Origin of the sequence: Paenibacillus hunanensis (genome assembly GCF_014645615.1) — a bacterium.
In the GTDB taxonomy this organism is placed as follows: Bacteria; Bacillota; Bacilli; order Paenibacillales; family Paenibacillaceae; genus Saccharibacillus; species Saccharibacillus hunanensis.
In genome coordinates, this window is the sequence record NZ_BMMB01000002.1 from 254,014 (window position 1) to 272,796 (window position 18,783).

The following is an 18,783-nucleotide window of genomic DNA, read 5'->3' on the forward strand; positions in this document are numbered from 1 at the left end:
TTATTCAACTTCAATCATCCCCTCTGCAAACCGCTTAATCCAGTCTAGCAGACTCATGGTTTCCCATGTCATACGCTTGTATCCGTCACGAGTTTGCTGAGTAATCGCCTCTATAAGCTCATGATTGCCACTACTCAAAATCCCCTGCTTTTGCATCCATTCATCAATCGTCCTGTAAATGGCTTCATGAGCAACACTTCCATTTTTTTTAGCATACAAAAACGCAATAACGGCAGCATAACCGTTCGTTTGAATCATGGATGGGAGCGAACGTACCAGTGAACGATATTCTTTTTGAACAGATTGAGGCTTAACACAAAAATTTTTCACTTGCTCATAAGCATATGCTGCTCTACCATTCTCAATCTGCTTTATCATGTCCGCTACCTCCTCTCTCCATTTTTACAGCAACAAATCCTTTACCCAATGTAAGATTCGCTCCAATTTGCATTGTCTCTGGAATCCATTTTTCGATGATCACATTAATATTTTCTGCTTTTTCTGCCTGGTATTGGGCTGATGTCGCTTTATGTTCATCTGAAACGAATACTAAACTATATAAAATACTTTCTGATGGCAAATACTCTTCATTAAATAATCCATTCCCATCAACAGTTCCGGTTTCGTCGTTGATTCGAATACGCGTTATGATCTCTGTAGACAGTTGCACAAAATCAGCAAAGTCATCATCCGATACGATGATGGCATGACTCTCTAAATGACGCTTTATAAGCTCACTAGCAGGCAATTTAGATATCAATTGCTGAATAAATGTAGAGAATACACCACTGGTATCTGTATTCACATCAAAAACATATTCTTCTAGCATAACTTTATTATCACTCACAATACGACTGGGTGAATTAGTTACTAACGGAATACTGTTCTCCAGATCCGGCAGAACCAGATCATTAATATGAACTAGCTTCATATCATCAATAAAGCGCTGTAGTACAAATGGACAGGTAACCCATGCAAATACCCCTTTTACCGAACGTACTGGAAAAAATAATAAGCGTGCATCTGAAAATGAAAGCGCAGAAGCATAAAGTTCTCCTTGATCGGTTGGACCAAAAAAGCGTGCCACTTCTGATTGCTCTGCATGCTGTCCAACTGCACGCCGTATGCTTCCTTTGAGACTAGAAGCTTCAACTTTTGGAAAACGTGTATGTCCTTCTCGTTGAATCGGTAAGTCGACTACACCTAACTGACTATCTCCGCCGGCATGCATAGAGGTTAAAACTTGAAAAAATAACGCGCTTGATTGTTTATACATCCATATGTCCCCCTTGGTTTGCTCCAATTGCCCCTATCAAACTGTATCCCAAACCTCTGTCACAATATCTCATGCGATTCCAATTTTCATATACAAAACCATATCCTTCTCGATAGTCACTAATACATTTCTGATGAAACAACTTAACAGCATCATCAAATTCTCCTTCAAGAATTTCAAAAAAGTAGACGCTTCCGGCTGGAACGGCATAACGCATTTCTTTAGGTTTACGTTGCTCAAAAGCAAATCCACCAATAGCAATATGACGACCTACAGCCGCACTGATAAGTCGAACTCGAATTCGACGCTTTTTGTACGCAAATACACCTTCTTTGGAATCAGGATCAATCCACCACGGAATCCAGCCATGCTTGAATATAGAAGGTGTCGCTAAATACAACTTAAAATATTTTTTAGTGGAAGATATTGTTCTAATCGCAGGCGTAGTTCCTAATACGTTAATACTTGCTGCTTTCGCTTCTCCACCAAGTCTAATCACACTCGGAGTCGTGATAGCTATACCATCTGCTTCTACAACCAGACTACACTTCTGCTCTTGGAGACTTCCCTGCTTCTTTTGATTTAGGCTGATTGGACGTACCTTCTCAATGGCATACCATAAGCCAGCTTGTGTAGCTCCTGTAGCTGAATCTATTTGTATACCCACATGCCTCTCACGATCTATAAGTCTCGCTAATGACGTACACGGTATATTTCCTAGATTGCTCTGCAAATACTGATTAATCCCACCCTCATCCAGGTAACCGCCACCTTTCAGTTCTGGCTCTTTACCTTTTCCTAGTCCTTCTCCAGACAATACAAATGGAAGTGAGTAACTACCTATTGGAGCAGTTATAAGTGGCATGATCTGAATTTCATTAGTTGGTAATACGATGGTATCTAATGGTCTAGGTAACATAATCCTTCCATCTACCATAATTCCATTAAACCCTATTTTTAATTTTCTACTAATCACTGTCTTATCGGGATGATCCGATGTATCTGCATACCTTAATGCTCCTGCATATACGGATGGAAAAGGAGGAAATAGACTTACAGCACTCTGACTAAGTTCAGCATCAAATGGAGAGGCATTTCTAAAAAAAAGAGTATCTATGGCATCGATTTTATAAAACATCAGTTTACCTCCCTTGAAACAAAAGCTACAAACTGCAAAAAGGACTGAAACCTCTCAATATCACTCTCAAAATCTAAATATAATTGATATAACATGCTAGATTGTTGGTTAAACTCATCCTTAGTAAGCAATGATGTGCTTTGTTGCAGGGCTTGTTCAATCAAAACCTGAATGATTCGTTGTTTATTGTCACTTTTCACTGATCCCAGTCTGGTTAATGTTTGATTCAAATTATAAACAAAGGATTTAGAATATTCTTTTTGAGCTAAGGAGACAATAACCTGGTTTATAAGTAGTAGGATTTTTCCATCATTTCCGAAGCTAGATTGGAAAACCAGCTGATCTCCGCTCCGCTTTACCAATCCAATCGCAAATGCGTTTTTGTCAGCAAATGATTCTTTTGCTCGTTTCTCCATGTCACCTGTTTTGGCAAGTATCCTATTAAGGGGTTGCATCAAATGTGCAATCACAATACCTGCTGAAAAGGTTAACGGTTTACCATACGAGACAGGCGCTTTAACATTGGCAAGAAAATCTTGTCTAAGCTCATACATGGTTTGGAATAGTTTATCTAGAGGAAGAAAACCTAAAAAATCTTCCCCACCTGCATAAATACAAATGCCGCCTTGCTCGACTATAATTCTTCTAACTTCATTAGAGAATTGACTGGTCTCCTTACTTAATTTCTCCTGTATCTGCTGGTCGGCGTAATCGTTATACACTTGCCCCATACCATCTCCATCAAACTTCACAATTGCATAATATGGACTGGTTCTAACCGAACTTAGACTAATCTGCTGATTTAAGGCTTGTGAAATTCGAATGTGTTCAAGGCTATATTCATCTGTAGATAATTGCTGTCCATTTTGTAAATCGAATAAAGCTTCAGACGCTTCATTTTGCAACAAAGGTAACTCGTTATACTTTTCCTCGCCCAAACTATTTTTTAATAACATATAAGCCACAGAACTAATATTTAATTTGTAATCAGGCAATTCTTTTACGTGGAGAAGATGTAGCATTCGTTTAACAAAAGCAATAGCTGATAATCCCTCTCCTAGTTTGAGTGCATATTTGCAAGTACCTATATTCGTCACATCAATTGCGCTGCTCGCATCTACGAAAGAAGGCAGCATGCCATTCGCTCTACGTTTTACAATGATTGCATTATATTCAGGGTACAGGTCACATTTACGCCCAACTGGCTCGTTCATTTGCTTAAAATAACGAAGCCTTTTAATGTTATTCAAGCTGGCATTGATATATTTATATGCAAGTTCATAAGTCGGTTGCTGCTCAAATACCCAGTACACTTCAAGAAAATGTTCGATTTGTTGCATAGCCATTGGGTTGGGAGACACATTACTTGCCGAGAACACGTTCCTACATATGTCTACGAATCGCTGTTGTACAAACTTGCTTATTTGTTGCCCAAGCTGTTCCTTCTCTGTTTGACTGTACTGATCAACTTGCGCAATTAAACGATTGGGAACATTGCTTTGCGCTTCAAGAGGAAATACAATTTTAAGACGTGCATCACGATTATGTAGCTCTTTGATGACTTCTTTCATTAAATAAGATAATAGGTAGCTTCCAGCATATAGATCTCTTGCCTTCCTAGAATTCTCAATGAAAGGTTTAACTGGACCAATTGCAAACAAAAATAAAGTAGTGTCCATTATGGTGCCTCCTCAATATAGGAGATCATTTGGTTGCGTTCCTCATGTTCTTCATCCAGTATTCTATTGCGATCTACTGCTTTTACAAATGTATATACTGGAATCAATATACCGTCACTCGTTCGGGTGACACTGATAATTAAAGAAGATGCAAATTTCCCTTTATTTACATGTCCTGTTGCAAAAGATTCGCCTTGGGGCAGGATATAGAATTTTTTGATCTTATGCGATGCTTCATCTACATTTCGCAAATATGATTGAATATTGATTATTGGTTTCCCTAAGTAAATCTGTTCAATAACAGGTCTTTTATGCTTCTTCCAAATCGTAATGATTTGAGAGTTAGAGTTGATTCTAATTTTTCCATTTTGAATGATGTAAGGCGAAGGCAGATTTTCTAAAGAAGCTGTTGAAGTATTTAACGAATTCAATTGTTCCACAATCCAGGGTAATAATGTTTCTTTCGTTAAATGCAGTTTGGGTTCCATCTCTGTAGCTAGTGTAATACAGCCCCTTGCTCTACGACTGCGCTTTCCGAGTCCGCCAAGTATGGAAGAAAGAATTAACCAATTTTGGTAAAAAGCTATCGATTCACCTTGATTTAAAATTTTGCGAAGTACAATACGATAAGTCCCACCTACCTCTAGACATTCCATCATACTATCTCGTGTATCTGTTTTATGCAGTAGCATCGGTTTTTTTTGCACATTCCAATTGGTTTCAGTTACCTGCAAACGAATTGGAGAAGCATGATGCTCAGCATCGCCGAATAATTGAGACTCTTTTTTATATAACTCTTTTGTTTCGACGATATGGCTAGCTATTCTAAAGGTAGAACGCATCAATGCTTTTAGTTCAGATAGACGAAACTCTGCTTTTCTATTATTTCCACCAGCACTGAACATTGGAGTAATAATATCACCCTTCATTACGAGCTTCTCCATAAGACACCTCCAGACGTTAGGAATTGGTTTTGTTAAACAGATCTACATAAGCTTTGTGTGGAAACCACATTGGATTATTAATAAGCATAAGCAATTGATTTAGCTGAAAAGTAAAGGATAGTAAAGAAACTTCAGTTTCTTCATTGTTAATAATTCTTTTGACTTGATAATCATCAATTGAAGCGTCTAATTTAGACTTCGGATCGTGTTTTAAGCTTTCATCAACTGTAGTGTCATTATGATTGAGAGCGTAATACCATTCACGTAATTTATCTATTCCTTCATTGCGATGAATCTTAATTTTTTTACTTTCTAAGTCTACCTGTAATGTAAAATCAAATAGATTCATGTTTGTGTTGTGCGCATCTCCAAGACAACAATAAATCAGAATCGGCCGTGTAGAGGTTTGGGTCTGCGGTACATCACCCGTATCTCCAGTTACTATATTACCGTTTATTCTAGCAATCGATTGACGAGAAGTTTCCATATTCTTAATGGTACTCGTCCAAGTTTCTAAAGATCCATAGCTTGCAGATAAACTCTTGCATTCTATAGCCACAGCGACAGCTTCAATAGGAATAAATTTCAGTCTACCTTTACGGAAAATATACGGTGTGTACATCTCATCCAAAATAGCCAAATCCACTTCTGGAGAAACATGTCCTTTGGAGTCAATAATAAACACCGACTGTTCTACCACAAATTTTTTAGGAACAATTTGAGTAAATAATTCTGACCAAATATCTTCTCTAAACCCACCAATAGTTGTGCCATGTGGTTTAAATTTAAAAAGTAATTGGCTTACTTGAGAGCTTTCCATTTCCACATAATTATCAATAATTTCATTGATAGTTCGCATATCTGGTTCTAATTTCTTGTTCTTATTTACCTCCGACATACAATATCCTCCTTTTATATGTAAATAATACTTTTTTATCATAAAATTGATTATTTAGTACCTGATTCACACTATACAACTCTAAAGGTATTTGAGTCTACAAACATTTCATGAATGTAACTAAAACAGAAGTTTCAATATCAAATAAAAAAGAAGACCTTGAGATGATCATCTCAAGGTCTTGAACTAATTATTTTGAGTTTTAGTCAATGTCAAGCTCTTTACTCCCCGCTCAACACCTTCTCCACCGCATCCACCACATCACTACTCAGCTTCATCCCTGACGCCCCGGCATTCTGCTCCACCTGCTCTGGACGGCTCGCGCCAACGAGCGCACTGGATACATTATCCTGACGCAAAATCCATGCCAGAGCTAGGTGTGTCAGTGAGATGCCTGCTTCATCGGCAATCGATTGCAGCTGGCGTACCTGCTCCAACCGTGCTTCCGTAATGCGCTTATCATCCCAGCCCAGCTTAGCGGCGCGGCTATCGGCTGGGATATCCGTAGTGGATATATATTTACCTGTCAACAACCCCTGCGCCAGTGGCGAATACACAACCTGACCGATACCGTATTTCTCACCTAGCGGGATCACTTCTTCTTCAATATAACGGTTGAACATATTATAGACGGGCTGGTTCACGACGATGCGATCCAGCAGGTAGCGATCGGCGACACCGACGACTGCTTGCATCTGCGCCGCTGTCCACTGGCTTACGCCTACATACAGCACCTTGCCCTGACGGACGAGATCATCCAGCGCGCGTAGCGTTTCTTCGATGGGGCTTTCCGGGGAGAAGCGATGGCAATAGTACAGATCGATATAATCATGTCCAAGACGCTTCAGGCTGGCATCGCACTGCTCCATAATATGCTTGCGAGACAAACCATGGTCGTTAGGGCCATCGCCCATATTACCGAATACTTTGGTAGCAAGCACATACGATTCACGCGGATATTCATTCAGCGTAGCACCGACGACCTTTTCCGCTTCGCCACGCTCGTATACATTGGCTGTATCGAAAAAGTTGATGCCCAGCTCATACGCACGGCGAATCGATTGCACTGCATTTTCACGCTCGACATAGCCTCCGTATGTAAGCCAGCTGCCCAGACTGATCTCACTTACCTTCAGTCCACTTCCACCTAATCTTCTGTAGTTCATTGTCATTGCTTTTCCCTCCCATATATGTAATCCAGTTAGTTGCAGATGTATGTGCCTGTCTGACCCTGGCAATTTTAACTCTCTAAATCGTTGATCCAGCAGCAGGTATACGCTTACAACAACTCTCCACCCCCATTGTAGTGCTGTAGATGGCGATTAGGCAAGCAATGCTTGTGTTTATAAGTATATAAGCCTATGGTGCTGAAGTAGCAGACATGTGATATTGGAAGCTTTTTAGATTCTGATGAATCGTTCTGCAAGTGAGCTGCGTAATATAACAGATAACTGCCGCAGCTTGCCTGTGATTCCATATGTTCCGCTTGCAAATACGGCATATGGCAGCATACATACAGCGATACGATCTTAGATATACACCTCATCATTACTCCACACTACTCAATTCGATTCAAGGGGGCATTCCTACATGCTGCAAAACCGCTTTTTCCGCCTTGGTGCGGGTATTGCACTCATTTTACTCATTATTTATCTGGGTACGTTAGTTGATTTTATTTTCGTACCGATTCGCTCACTGATTAGTCTGACCATTGTACCGCTGTTGATTACAGCATTTCTGTACTATCCGCTGCGTCCGCTCGTGAATTATTTAGAAAAGAAAAAGCTGCGGCGCTCCTGGTCTATTTTATTACTCTATCTACTCGTGATTGTGATTCTCGTGGTATTCAGCATTATTGGCTGGCCAACGCTTCGCGACCAGGTGAAAAGCTTTATTACAAGCGCGCCTGACTTCACACGCAGTATTATCGCGCAGGTGCAGGTTCTGGAAAAACAACCATTTGTACAGCAGTTTATGCCTGCGGGTAGCAGTGCCAATAGCTCGGAAATGCTGCAAAAGCTAACCGAGTACCTGAACACAGTATTTGATTGGCTGTCTGTGCATATTTCCGGCATGTTCTCGTTTGTATCGAACTTCGTGCTCGTTGTCGCAACTGTGCCGATCATGCTCTATTATTTGCTCAAGGACGACCACAAGCTGGCGACTCGCTTGCAGCAGTTATTTCCAGGCAAATACCGTGAAGATGGCAAAACGATGCTAAATGAAATCGACGATGCATTGAGCAGCTTTATCGCGGGTCGTGTACTTGTGAACTTCGCGCTCTGTGTACTGCTGTATATCGGGTTTCTGATCATTGATCTGCCGTACTCGTTGCTGCTCGTCTTTCTCGCCTTTTTCCTGAACTTCATTCCGTACATCGGGGCGATTCTGTCGGCAGTTCCCGTAGCGATCGTCGGTCTGATCGAGTCACCGATGATGGGAGTATGGTCGATCGTCATCGTGATTGTCGCTCAATTGATTCAGAACAATCTGCTGGAGCCGATCATTTTCGGGAATCAGCTGGATATTCATCCATTTACGATCATCGTGCTATTGCTCGTTGGTGGCGATATGGGTGGTATTCTTGGGATGCTGCTCGTTATTCCAATCTATATGGCAGCCAAAATTAGCATCGTACATCTGTACCGCATGTATCTTAAACAGAAGGTTAGCAGTGAATTAGAATGAATACAGACCGGAGTGAATGAGCTTACTTGCTCTCGCTCCGGTCTTTTTTTGTTTGATGCGGCTAAAACAGAGCTAACAACATTACACTCCATAAATGCAATTTTATGGTCAAATATTCGGTTATCTCGGAAATGATATGTTAATAGGGTTATGCGATGGCCATCGTGACCACTCTTTCCATAGAAGGCATTATTGTTAGTGTGTGGCAGTAGCGGTTATACGTTATGGCCGATTCGGTAGAGCACATCATGGATATGCAATTGTGCTGCCGTACCGTGGTAGCTGTCCCGACACCTGGCAGACTTTAAGTGAAATCACCATACACGTACAAATCCTGACCCACTTCAAGCGATAACAACCAAGTATAAGGAGGCGTTACATTATGTTCTTTCACATTAAAGAATTACAATACACAGCCAAACCGGATAAGCCAGATCCCGTCTATGCACGCAAGCTGCAAGAGGTGCTAGGTGGACAGTATGGCGAGATGTCGGTACCGAGGAGATCGGTCACGTGGAAATGCTGGCAACGATGATTGCTCAGTTACTCGATGACGCACCGCTCGATCAGGTCGAAGCCGCTGCCAAAGACCCTGCCATTGGAGCCATACTGGGCGGTATGAATCCACAACACGCGATCGTATCCAGTCTGGGCGCTCTTCCATCGGATAGCGTAGGCTACCCATGGAACTCTCGCTATATTGTAGCGAGCGGCGATTTGCTGTCCGATTTCCGTGCCAATCTGAATGCGGAATCTCAGGGTCGTTTACAGGTTATCCGTCTGTATGAACAAACGACCGATCCGGGCGTACGCGATCTGCTCTCCTTTATGATCGCACGCGATACGATGCACCAGAATCAGTGGCTGGCCGCCATTTCTGAGATCGAAGCCAAACAGGGCACGATCACGCCTGCATCCTTCCCGCTAGAACTGGAAAAACGCGAGGTCGCTCACCAGTTCATGAACTTCTCACAGGGGGAGGAAAGTGCAGCCGGATGCTGGGCAAGCGGCCCATCGATGGACGGTACAGGCACATTTGAATACGTACAACAACCTAAAGCCTATGGCCAGGCGCCAATTCTCAAACCAGCGCCTGATATTATGCATTCCCGTCCAGAGCAGGCACCGAGCATTATTAATGTCGGTACGCTGAGCAAATAGTACAACTGATTCCTCGGAGCATGCAGCGAAGCAGAACGGCATGATTCCGGGGAATTCCTTATTCCAATCATGTCATTTGTCGTTATACTATACCAGTTGCAAAGGAGAATGAATAATGGACTCTCAAACAACCAAAACGATTGCTATCGGAGCTGTAACAGGTGCGCTGGTCGGAGCTGGAGTTGCTGTACTCGTCGCTCCACAGCAAGGACAGAAGGTACGCGAGAAGCTCGCTGAAGTATCCGAGCTGGTAAAGGAAAAGGGGCCATTGATTAACGAAAAAGGTCATGAAATCGCTGAGAAAGGGCAGGAAGTGGTCGGTGCGATCAAGGAATCACTGCATACCGCTCAAGATTTCAAATCCGAAGCAGGCGCTGCGATCAGCGAAGTGAAGTCAGAGGTAAAAGACTTCCAGCAAAACAATCAGCAAAATAAAATCGGCAACTCCTCCAACGTACGTAGCATCCAAAGCTAACTTTCGTTACCATCATCAACAAAAATGTACTATGTATCGCTCGTTACACAGCAGCGCTCATTATTAATATTTAACAATAGATATCATCAAAAAACCGCTCTATGATCGTATAGAGCGGTTTTTCTATTTTAATATAGTCATCAGCAAGGCTGTTGAACCTACATGGTAAAAAGGAATCAGTCTCACGTGTTGCGAACACCGCAATGGATCTGTGAAGCGTTGATTACATTAATCGAGCAAGCTGATTTTGCGGCATTATATGGCGTGACGCACCAGTACAATCTGCCGCTTCTATTATAGCCTGCATCGCATGACCGATCAGCTCCACATGGATAGTAGTACAGTGGCAATAACGACAGTAAGCGCCCCACCAATTCGAGTGGAAATCTGTGCAAAAGGCATCAGCTCCATTCGACCGGAAGCGGATAAAATCGCTACATCGCCCGTTCCACCCAGACCACCTCGACAGCCGGTAACAATCGCCGCTTCCACCGGATACATCCGTACCCACTTCCCGACAACATAACCACTCACGATCATCGCTAGAATGACCGACGCACAGACGAGAATGTACGAAACCGATAGAATCGCTGCCACATCACCCAGTGGAATGTACAAAATCCCCAGCCCCACCATGATCGGCCACGTCAACGTACCGGAAACGAATTTATATAGCTGGTAGGCACCCTGTTCGATTTTTTGCGGCAGTAGATTGGTGACCTTGAGCAGTGCCGCACCAAAAATCATCAAAATCGGCCCTGGAATGCCAACAAATGGAGACAGCAAGTGCCCGGTAATGAACAATCCACAGGCAAACAGTAATCCCGCTCCCATCAGGGCAAAATCTGGCTTTAAGCCGTCATATACACTACCACTCATCATTTTACCATTCTTCTCTTTGACCAATACGCCATTGCCCGTAATGGCGCTGTTGTTATCCGCCATTTTTTTCAGTACGCCTGCACCGATAATCGCGAATACATTTCCGATCACAGCGGCTGGAATCATTTGAGCAACATAGCTTGCCGATTCACCACCGAGAATTTGCGAGAAGGCAATCGATAGCGGCAGAATGCCTTCGCCTACTCCACCTGCAATGATCGGTACGATAATGTAGAAAAAGGCATGATACGCACTGTAGCCGAACAGCATCGCTACCGCCAGACCAACCGCAACCGCTGCCAGTGTACCTGCAATCATCGGAATAAAGATGCGAATAAAGCCATGAATTAATGTTTTACGGTTCATGCCAGTAATACTACCTGCCACCAGACACGATATATATAAGTACAAAAAGTTGGATGTCTTCATCAGCGTCTGCACCGAGTCAATCACTGGTGGATTCAATACATGCCAGAAGACGAGGAACGAAGGAACCATCAGCGATAGAATCGCTGGCCCGCCGATATGCTTGAGCAACGGTAGCTTGAAGCCCAGCTCACTGAGCAGCACCCCCATCACCATAATGACAGCCAGACCGCCGATCATATCGTTAGGCAACTCCCCTAGCGCAGCCGCAGCAAAAACGATCACTGCCAGCAGCACATATAACGGTAGCGGAATCGCTCCGATTCGGATGTGTCCAAGCTGCTTGAGCGGAGCGGGAAGCTTGAGCTTGCCTTCGTTAGCCGGGACATGTCGCTCTTCTACATGATTATGAATCGGATGCTGAATTGACTTTTCCATCTTTAGTTTACCTCCTTTGTCGGGCAAGCGTTCTGTTTATGTGATGGTGCTTGCTCGTTACAAGATCATAGTAAACTTTTTGAAAGCGCTTTAATATTTTTCTAAGTATCGATATCTTTTTTAAACTTTTTAAAGTGGACGTTAGTTATGACATGTGGAATAGATATACACTTCCATTCTCACTTATCTGTCTACCGAAGTTCATCCAGAATTACATACAAAAAGAACTGCATACAATCTGTAGCAGTTCCACCCCATGCGTATCCATAATCTTTTTTCACTTCAGCGGCTCTGCTACTAGCATTCTTTCAAGTTCACTTATCCACTCACTCTATCGCTCTTCAAATATATTTACCAATAATCGCATCTGCACCGGATGTAGTGCGATAGCGTTTGACAGGTCGGCCGATCGTGCCATAGGTGGTTTCCAGCTCCAGAATCCCTAGCTCCTCCATCGCGGTCAGGTATTTGCCAACAGATACGCGGGATAGTCCGGTTTGTCCGGCGATTTCCTCGCTAGAGAAGATGGGAGCGGCGTGTGCGCTGATCGTGTCCCAGATGAGCTTGAGTGTGACGCGGGTGAGCCCTTTGCCCAGCTCTGTTTTTTCCGGTGCCTGCCCAGGCTGGGTGAGTAAATCGAGCTCTGCCTGAGCAAGGCTACTGCTGTTATATAACAGAGAATGGCGCTCACGGTAGGCGGATAGTGCGGCTCGCAGGCGCTCAAATTCAAAGGGCTTGATCAGATAGTCGACAGCGCCGTTTTGCAGGGCATACCGAATACTTGTCTTGTCGCTGGCTGCTGAGATGATGATCACATCCACCTCGATATTCGCGTGTCGGATATCGGCAAGCAGGTCTAGTCCGCTATGCTCTTTCATGTAAATATCGAGTAGCACCAGATCGATATCATGCTCTGGCTGTTGTAATATCTCCAATGCCTGTTCAGTAGAGCCTGCCCAGCCTGCACAGTGAAAGCCATCTACCTGACCGAGGTAGAATTTATTCATTTCGGCTACCATTGGATCGTCTTCTACAATCAGTACGTTAATCATCTAATCACCACGCTTGATAGAATAAGGAATCGTGAATTCAAAGGTCGTGCCCTGATGCTCATCACTGATCACACGAATATCGCCGCCCAGCTTATCGACACTACGGCGTACGAGATATAAGCCAACGCCGCGATTTGGCCCTTTGGTAGAAAAGCCCTGCTCATACATCTGCTCTAGTAGCTCGTCCGGTATGCCGATCCCGTTATCGCGCACTGTAACAGCCAGCTCCTCGTCATCATAATCGAAGCCCAGCTCGATCTCTGGCTCTGCGGATTGACGCGATGCCTCCATCGCATTTTCGAGCAGATTGCCGACGATGGTTACAAGCTCATACGCTACTTGTGGCTCTGCCGACTCTGGTAATAGCGCATCTTCCTTTAACGTCATGCGTACATGCAGCTCGCGTGCACGGCTCAGCTTACCGATCAGAAAGCCTGCGACGACCGGGTCCTTGATCTGCTGTCTAACGGTGCCTGCTTCCATTTGCAGACTTGGCACGATACTGCGAACGTATTCCTCCAACCGATCATACTGCTTCATATGTAGCAGTCCCATCATAATATGGAGCTTATTCATAAATTCATGCGTCTGTGCGCGTAATGTATCGGCATACATCGAAATCCCCGATAAACGCTCCATCAACCTGCTAATCTCCGTCATATCCCGGAAGGTCGCAATCGCTCCCTCGGTCTGTCCGTTCACCTGAACAGGTTCAACATTAACTAGCAGTCGATGCCCATTAGCGGCAATCTCCACATCCTTGAGCGGTTCACCTGCCAGTGCTCGTTCCATCTGTAACAACCGCAAAAATTCACGAAAGCGCCGCTCGTCCCCTTCACGATCGCCAGCCGCTCCAATCAATCGACTTGCTTCCGCATTGGCAAGCGTAATTTGAAATCGCTGATCGACCGATAAAATGCCTTCTTTTGCCGATTGTAGCATCGCACTACGTTCCTCCAGCAGACGTGCAATCTGCTCCGGTTCCATGCCAAACATGAGTCGCTTGAACTTACGTGCCAGCAGTACAGCGCCGATCGTACCGAGCAATGCGCCCAACGCGATTCCCCAGTACAGTATCCATTTGTTATCACTAATCGCTGTCATCAGCGTTCCGATCGACATCCCCACCGCGACGGCACCAACCTGCTTGCCATTCGCATTATAGATCGGTTCGAAAGCTCGAATCGATCGCCCGAGCGAGCCATCTGCAATCGATACCGTCTCCTGTCCGTGAAGCGCAGATACCTCATCTCCACCGCGAAAATGCTTGCCGATCTGCGCTGGATCTGGATGGGATAGGCGAATGCCCTGCATATTCATAACTACGACAAATTCAACCCCGTTAATCTGCCGTACATGCTCCGCATACGTCTGTACCTCTCGGGGATCAGCTTCTCCATCAAGCGCTTTATATACAAGCGGTGTATACGCCGCTGTACGCGCAATTGCAACCGCGCGCTGCTCCAGTCCTTCACGCGTCTGCCCGGATACCTCGATGCTGTATAAAATATACACGCAAAGCAGCACCAGCGCGACGACCAGACAGACGAGCAATGTGATCGTCGTTTGTAAGCGTAAGCGAATTCCTTTTCTCACCGACCTCACCTCAGCCTGTTTTTTGCATCACATGCAGATCAATTCTATCTCTACGATGACAATTTCTATAAAGAAGAAACACAATCTTCATCTTACATTTCGTATACATTTTCGCAAAATTTTAATACAGAGTTTACAAAACTACGACTTAAAGCTAACACTGGACTCCTAAAATATGTTTTGTGATCAACAAAAACATACAAGTATTGCGCCTTTAATTAGGGGGAGGAGACTTTACAAATGTTTAAGAAACTGCCAATTATGCTTTTCACGCTGACGATGATTCTGGTGCTTGCTGCCTGCGGATCTGGGAACAGCGGCTCAACAACTACAGGCTCGACTACAACAGGTACTGATGCTTCGGGAGAAGCAGCTGCAACCAGTACAGATAGCGGCTCGATTCTCGCTGTAGGTTCCACTGCACTGCAACCACTGGTTGACCAGGTCGCACAGAAATTCATGGCAGACTCCAAATATGCAAACATCTCTGTACAGGTACAGGGTGGCGGTAGTGGTACTGGTCTGACTCAAGTGTCCGAAGGTCAAGCTACAATCGGTAACTCCGACGTGTTCGCTGCTGAAAAGCTGGATGCTGACAAAGCAGCTGAGCTGGTTGACCATCAAGTAGCCGTTGTTGCTATGGCAGCAGTTGCTAACAAAGATGCTAACGTAAAAGGTCTGACGAAACAACAACTGGTTGATATCTTCACTGGTAAAGTAACGAACTGGAAAGATGTTGGTGGTGCTGACCAGAAGATCGTAATCATCAACCGTCCAAGCAGCTCCGGTACTCGTGCAACATTTGAAAAATATGCACTGGGTCAAAAAACAGAAGATCCAGCTGGTTCGATCCAACAGGATTCCTCAGGTACAGTTAAAAAGCTGATCGCTGAAACACCTGGCGCTATCGGTTACCTGGCACTGTCCTACCTGGACGACAGCGTAGCTGAACTGAGCTATGACGGCGTAGAGCCAACGGTAGAAAACGTTGAAGCTGGTAAATACCCAGTATGGGCTTACGAGCATATGTATACAAAAGGCGAGCCAGATGCTTCCACAAAAGCATTCCTCGACTACATGCTGAGCGATGACGTTCAAAAGAGCGATGTAACGCAACTGGGCTACATTCCAATCTCTGGCATGCAAGTACAACGTGATGCAGAAGGTAAAGTAACTCAAAAATAAGCCTTACTTCCAATAGAACGAGTGAAAAGATTCGGCTGTCGGTCAACCGCAGCGAAAAGAGGCGGATACTCCGCCTCTCTTTTCACGTTAGCACCACATACCTCCTTTGCAAGAGGTCTATTCTCCCTGTTCCTACACATATAGACATAGACTGGGCAATGGCAAAAAACGGATTTTAAACGCTTTGTAGAAAAGAGGTTTTTTATTTATGGAGCATTCCAAGGTTACTCCAAGAGAAGCGCAGCGTCGCAGACTGCCACTCGAAAAACATCGGATTGAGGACTGGATCGGTCGTATTTATACTTCGGTCTGTGTTGTCTTTCTGATTGCGACCATCGTATCGATCGTTTACTTTGTTACATCGAAGGGTGTAGCGACCTTTGCTGTGAATGGTGTTGGCATCATGGACTTCCTGTTTGGCACACGCTGGGCACCTGATGCATCACCGCCAGCCTTTGGTGCGATGCCAGCGATTGCGGGTTCATTCCTCGTCACGCTGCTAGCCGCATTGATCGCAAGCCCGCTGAGTATCGCAGCTGCATTGTTCATGACCGAGATCGTACCGACATTTGGTAAACGTATCCTGCAACCAGCGATTGAGTTGTTGTCGGGTATTCCGTCTGTTGTATACGGCTTTATCGGTTTAACACTGATCGTGCCTTTCCTGCGTGACCATGTAGGCGGTCAGGGTATCGGTGTAGGTGCGGGTGCGCTCGTACTGTCGATCATGATCCTGCCGACGATTACAAGCGTCGCGGCTGACGCACTGGCGAATCTGCAACGCGGTCAACGCGAAGCTTCCTACGCACTGGGTGCTACACGCTGGCAAACGATCTACCGCGTCGTGCTTCCAACCGTGCTGCCTGCGCTTTTGACAGGTATCGTACTCGGTATGGCACGTGCCTTCGGTGAAGCACTGGCGGTACAAATGGTTATTGGTAATGCTCCATTTATCCCAACATCCCTGCTGGAATCTGCGTCCACACTAACCAGTATCATTACGCTTGGTATGGGTAACACAGCAATGAATTCCATTCAAAATAACGCATTGTGGAGTATGGCGCTTGTACTTATGCTGATGACGTTTGTCTTCATCATGATCATCCGTCTGCTTGAAAGGAGAAACCGGATATGACAACCCAGACCCAAATCCTACGTAGCAAAGCACGCAAACGGGCTAAAACCGCTGATAAAGTCGCCACGGTTGTCATTATCGTGTTTGCTCTGTCGATCGTCGCTATTTTGCTTGGCTTGATTGGATTTATTATGTTCCGTGGACTTGGACATATTAGCTGGCACTTCCTGACCTCGAATCCGCAAACGATTCGTGAGGGCGGCGGTATCGGTCCACCACTGTTTAACTCGCTCTACCTGCTCGTATTGACGATGATCATCACCATTCCGCTTGGACTTGGTGGCGGTATCTATATGTCGGAGTACGCAAAGCCTGGTAAAATCACTAGCTTTATCCGACTGGTTGTTGAAGTATTGTCTTCCTTCCCGTCGATCGTTATCGGTCTGTTCGGCTTGCTCGTATTTGTAAATACCTTTGAGCTGGGCTTCTCCCTGCTGGCTGGTGCACTGGCGCTGACCATTTTCAACCTGCCACTGATGGTTCGGATTACGGAACAGGCATTTGCTGGTGTTCCACGTGAACAAAAAGAAGCAGGTCTGGCACTCGGTTTGTCCAAATGGAAGATCATCACATCGATCATGCTTCCTGTAGCGATTCCGTCACTTGTAACAGGTACGATTCTGGCTGCTGGTCGTGTATTCGGTGAAGCGGCAGCATTGCTGTTCACATCCGGTATGACAACTCCACCGCTGAACTTCTCAGATTGGAATCCACTGCATCCGCGTTCACCGCTGAATCCGCTGCGTCCTGCTGAGACACTGGCAACGCACATCTGGAAAGTAAACAGTGAAGGTCTGGCACCGGATGCGATTCAGATCGCGGCTGGCGCTTCCGCTGTACTCGTGATCATGGTATTGCTGTTCAACCTGTTCGCACGCTGGGGTGGACGTACACTGTACCGCTACATGACTGCATCCAAACGGATGAACTGATCTGGCACAATGCTGCCGCCCGTAAGCTCATACATCTATGATCTTACGGGTCAGGCAACCACTCAAGGAGGAACTTTCAATTATGGTCATGCCAATGCCCTTCAGTACCGAAGATTTAAGTATCTATTATGGTGAGTTTCAAGCCATTAAAAATATTAGCATGGGTTTCCCTGCTGCAAGTGTAACTGCACTTATCGGCCCTTCTGGCTGCGGTAAATCGACGTTCCTGCGCTCTCTTAATCGTATGAACGATGAGATCGCCGGCTCTCGCTCCACCGGACATATCTGGATGGACGGGATCGACCTCACCGCGTCAGGCACCGACGTGATCAAGCTGCGTCAACGGATTGGTATGGTATGGCAGCGTCCGAATCCTTTTTACAAATCAATCTATGAAAATATCGCCTTTGGCCCACGCTACTATGGCATCAAAAACCGTAAACAGCTTGACGAGATTGTGGAAACGAGTCTGCGTCGTGCAGCATTATGGGACGAGGTTAAGGATCGTTTGAAGGAATCAGCACTGGCACTATCCGGTGGTCAGCAGCAGCGTCTTTGTATCGCGCGTGCGCTGTCGGTTAATCCACAGATTCTACTGCTGGATGAGCCTGCTTCGGCACTTGATCCAGTATCTACAGGGAAAATCGAGGAGCTCATCACGGAGCTGAAAAAGGATCTGCGTATCGTTATCGTAACGCACAATATGCAGCAGGCGGCGCGTGTATCCGACTACACGGCTTACTTCTATCTAGGGACGCTTGTTGAGCATGGAGAGACGGATCAGATTTTCACGAATCCTGAGAAGAATTCGACGCAGGAATATATTATGGGGCGCTTCGGTTGAAGCGTCTTTTTTATGCTGTGGTGGGGTGCTTGAGCGTACACCACTCCGGGAAGGAATAAGGGGACGGACTCAGTGGAGGGGCGGGAATCTACCG

At 45.1% G+C, this 18,783-nt stretch carries 16 protein-coding genes and 1 pseudogene; 7 read left to right on the forward strand and 10 right to left on the reverse strand.

The window, feature by feature from the left end:
• From cmr5 to IEX62_RS04625, 7 genes are all read right to left on the reverse strand, one after another.
• The gene (gene cmr5 / locus IEX62_RS04595; RefSeq protein WP_188774245.1) at window positions 1–378 is read right to left on the reverse strand and encodes a type III-B CRISPR module-associated protein Cmr5; all 378 of its coding nucleotides are present in this window, start codon (window positions 376–378) and stop codon (window positions 1–3) included.
• Complete coding sequence (gene cmr4 / locus IEX62_RS04600) at window positions 362–1,276, reverse strand: type III-B CRISPR module RAMP protein Cmr4 (protein WP_188774246.1); 915 nt, start codon at window positions 1,274–1,276, stop codon at window positions 362–364. Before cmr4 ends, cmr5 begins: the two co-directional genes overlap by 17 nt.
• Window positions 1,269–2,414, reverse strand: a complete 1,146-nt coding sequence (locus tag IEX62_RS04605) for a type III-B CRISPR module-associated Cmr3 family protein (protein WP_188774247.1) — start codon at window positions 2,412–2,414, stop codon at window positions 1,269–1,271. The genes cmr4 and IEX62_RS04605 overlap by 8 nt, the downstream gene beginning before the upstream one ends.
• Window positions 2,414–4,093, reverse strand: coding sequence for a type III-B CRISPR-associated protein Cas10/Cmr2 (gene cas10, locus IEX62_RS04610; RefSeq protein WP_188774248.1), 1,680 nt, complete (start codon window positions 4,091–4,093; stop codon window positions 2,414–2,416). The genes IEX62_RS04605 and cas10 overlap by 1 nt, the downstream gene beginning before the upstream one ends.
• Window positions 4,093–5,037, reverse strand: a complete 945-nt coding sequence (locus IEX62_RS04615; protein ID WP_188774249.1) for an RAMP superfamily CRISPR-associated protein — start codon at window positions 5,035–5,037, stop codon at window positions 4,093–4,095. Before IEX62_RS04615 ends, cas10 begins: the two co-directional genes overlap by 1 nt.
• Window positions 5,038–5,053: 16 nt before the next feature.
• Entirely contained in the window at window positions 5,054–5,935 is an 882-nt protein-coding gene (locus IEX62_RS04620) for a DUF6602 domain-containing protein (protein WP_188774250.1), read from the reverse strand.
• A gap of 221 nt (window positions 5,936–6,156) precedes the next feature.
• Window positions 6,157–7,101, reverse strand: a complete 945-nt coding sequence (locus IEX62_RS04625) for an aldo/keto reductase family protein (RefSeq protein WP_188774580.1) — start codon at window positions 7,099–7,101, stop codon at window positions 6,157–6,159.
• A 424-nt stretch (window positions 7,102–7,525) separates the two neighbouring features.
• Between IEX62_RS04625 and IEX62_RS04630 the strand changes: the two genes are divergently transcribed.
• The 3 genes and pseudogenes from IEX62_RS04630 to IEX62_RS04640 all read left to right on the forward strand — a co-directional run bounded on the left by IEX62_RS04630 (window position 7,526) and on the right by IEX62_RS04640 (window position 10,259).
• Complete coding sequence (locus IEX62_RS04630; protein WP_188774251.1) at window positions 7,526–8,623, forward strand: AI-2E family transporter; 1,098 nt, start codon at window positions 7,526–7,528, stop codon at window positions 8,621–8,623.
• A 382-nt stretch (window positions 8,624–9,005) separates the two neighbouring features.
• Window positions 9,006–9,784 (forward strand): annotated as a pseudogene (locus IEX62_RS04635) (manganese catalase family protein).
• A gap of 115 nt (window positions 9,785–9,899) precedes the next feature.
• Entirely contained in the window at window positions 9,900–10,259 is a 360-nt protein-coding gene (locus IEX62_RS04640) for a YtxH domain-containing protein (RefSeq protein WP_188774252.1), read from the forward strand.
• Between the two features lie 318 nt (window positions 10,260–10,577).
• Here the strand turns inward: IEX62_RS04640 and IEX62_RS04645 are convergent, their stop codons facing one another.
• The 3 genes from IEX62_RS04645 to dcuS all read right to left on the reverse strand — a co-directional run bounded on the left by IEX62_RS04645 (window position 10,578) and on the right by dcuS (window position 14,593).
• A complete protein-coding gene (locus tag IEX62_RS04645) occupies window positions 10,578–11,945 on the reverse strand; it encodes a 2-hydroxycarboxylate transporter family protein (RefSeq protein WP_188774253.1) in 1,368 nt (455 codons plus the stop codon).
• A gap of 341 nt (window positions 11,946–12,286) precedes the next feature.
• Entirely contained in the window at window positions 12,287–12,997 is a 711-nt protein-coding gene (locus IEX62_RS04650; protein ID WP_188774254.1) for a response regulator, read from the reverse strand.
• Window positions 12,998–14,593, reverse strand: coding sequence for a DcuS/MalK family sensor histidine kinase (gene dcuS / locus IEX62_RS04655; protein WP_188774255.1), 1,596 nt, complete (start codon window positions 14,591–14,593; stop codon window positions 12,998–13,000).
• A 240-nt stretch (window positions 14,594–14,833) separates the two neighbouring features.
• Here dcuS and IEX62_RS04660 point away from each other — a divergent pair, with 240 nt between their 5' ends.
• From IEX62_RS04660 to pstB, 4 genes are all read left to right on the forward strand, one after another.
• The gene (locus IEX62_RS04660; protein ID WP_188774256.1) at window positions 14,834–15,778 is read left to right on the forward strand and encodes a phosphate ABC transporter substrate-binding protein; all 945 of its coding nucleotides are present in this window, start codon (window positions 14,834–14,836) and stop codon (window positions 15,776–15,778) included.
• A 208-nt stretch (window positions 15,779–15,986) separates the two neighbouring features.
• Window positions 15,987–16,913 (forward strand): phosphate ABC transporter permease subunit PstC, encoded by a 927-nt coding sequence (gene pstC, locus IEX62_RS04665; RefSeq protein WP_188774257.1) that lies wholly within the window; start codon window positions 15,987–15,989, stop codon window positions 16,911–16,913.
• The gene (pstA, locus tag IEX62_RS04670; RefSeq protein ID WP_188774258.1) at window positions 16,910–17,845 is read left to right on the forward strand and encodes a phosphate ABC transporter permease PstA; all 936 of its coding nucleotides are present in this window, start codon (window positions 16,910–16,912) and stop codon (window positions 17,843–17,845) included. The genes pstC and pstA overlap by 4 nt, the downstream gene beginning before the upstream one ends.
• Window positions 17,846–17,933: 88 nt before the next feature.
• Window positions 17,934–18,689 (forward strand): phosphate ABC transporter ATP-binding protein PstB, encoded by a 756-nt coding sequence (gene pstB / locus IEX62_RS04675; RefSeq protein ID WP_188774581.1) that lies wholly within the window; start codon window positions 17,934–17,936, stop codon window positions 18,687–18,689.
• Window positions 18,690–18,783: the final 94 nt, after the last annotated feature.

What these genes read in the sequence shown, in the direction of transcription:
- cas10 (WP_188774248.1), bottom strand. Translation starts at nt 4,093, where the DNA reads ATGGACACTACTTTATTTTTGTTTGCAATTGGTCCAGTTAAACCTTTC.
- pstC (WP_188774257.1), top strand. Translation starts at nt 15,987, where the DNA reads ATGGAGCATTCCAAGGTTACTCCAAGAGAAGCGCAGCGTCGCAGACTG.
- IEX62_RS04660 (WP_188774256.1), top strand. Translation starts at nt 14,834, where the DNA reads ATGTTTAAGAAACTGCCAATTATGCTTTTCACGCTGACGATGATTCTG.
- IEX62_RS04620 (WP_188774250.1), bottom strand. Translation starts at nt 5,935, where the DNA reads ATGTCGGAGGTAAATAAGAACAAGAAATTAGAACCAGATATGCGAACT.
- pstA (WP_188774258.1), top strand. Translation starts at nt 16,910, where the DNA reads ATGACAACCCAGACCCAAATCCTACGTAGCAAAGCACGCAAACGGGCT.
- cmr4 (WP_188774246.1), bottom strand. Translation starts at nt 1,276, where the DNA reads ATGTATAAACAATCAAGCGCGTTATTTTTTCAAGTTTTAACCTCTATG.
- IEX62_RS04645 (WP_188774253.1), bottom strand. Translation starts at nt 11,945, where the DNA reads ATGGAAAAGTCAATTCAGCATCCGATTCATAATCATGTAGAAGAGCGA.
- cmr5 (WP_188774245.1), bottom strand. Translation starts at nt 378, where the DNA reads ATGATAAAGCAGATTGAGAATGGTAGAGCAGCATATGCTTATGAGCAA.
- IEX62_RS04630 (WP_188774251.1), top strand. Translation starts at nt 7,526, where the DNA reads ATGCTGCAAAACCGCTTTTTCCGCCTTGGTGCGGGTATTGCACTCATT.
- IEX62_RS04625 (WP_188774580.1), bottom strand. Translation starts at nt 7,101, where the DNA reads ATGAACTACAGAAGATTAGGTGGAAGTGGACTGAAGGTAAGTGAGATC.
- IEX62_RS04640 (WP_188774252.1), top strand. Translation starts at nt 9,900, where the DNA reads ATGGACTCTCAAACAACCAAAACGATTGCTATCGGAGCTGTAACAGGT.
- IEX62_RS04605 (WP_188774247.1), bottom strand. Translation starts at nt 2,414, where the DNA reads ATGTTTTATAAAATCGATGCCATAGATACTCTTTTTTTTAGAAATGCC.
- IEX62_RS04615 (WP_188774249.1), bottom strand. Translation starts at nt 5,037, where the DNA reads ATGGAGAAGCTCGTAATGAAGGGTGATATTATTACTCCAATGTTCAGT.
- IEX62_RS04650 (WP_188774254.1), bottom strand. Translation starts at nt 12,997, where the DNA reads ATGATTAACGTACTGATTGTAGAAGACGATCCAATGGTAGCCGAAATG.
- pstB (WP_188774581.1), top strand. Translation starts at nt 17,934, where the DNA reads ATGCCAATGCCCTTCAGTACCGAAGATTTAAGTATCTATTATGGTGAG.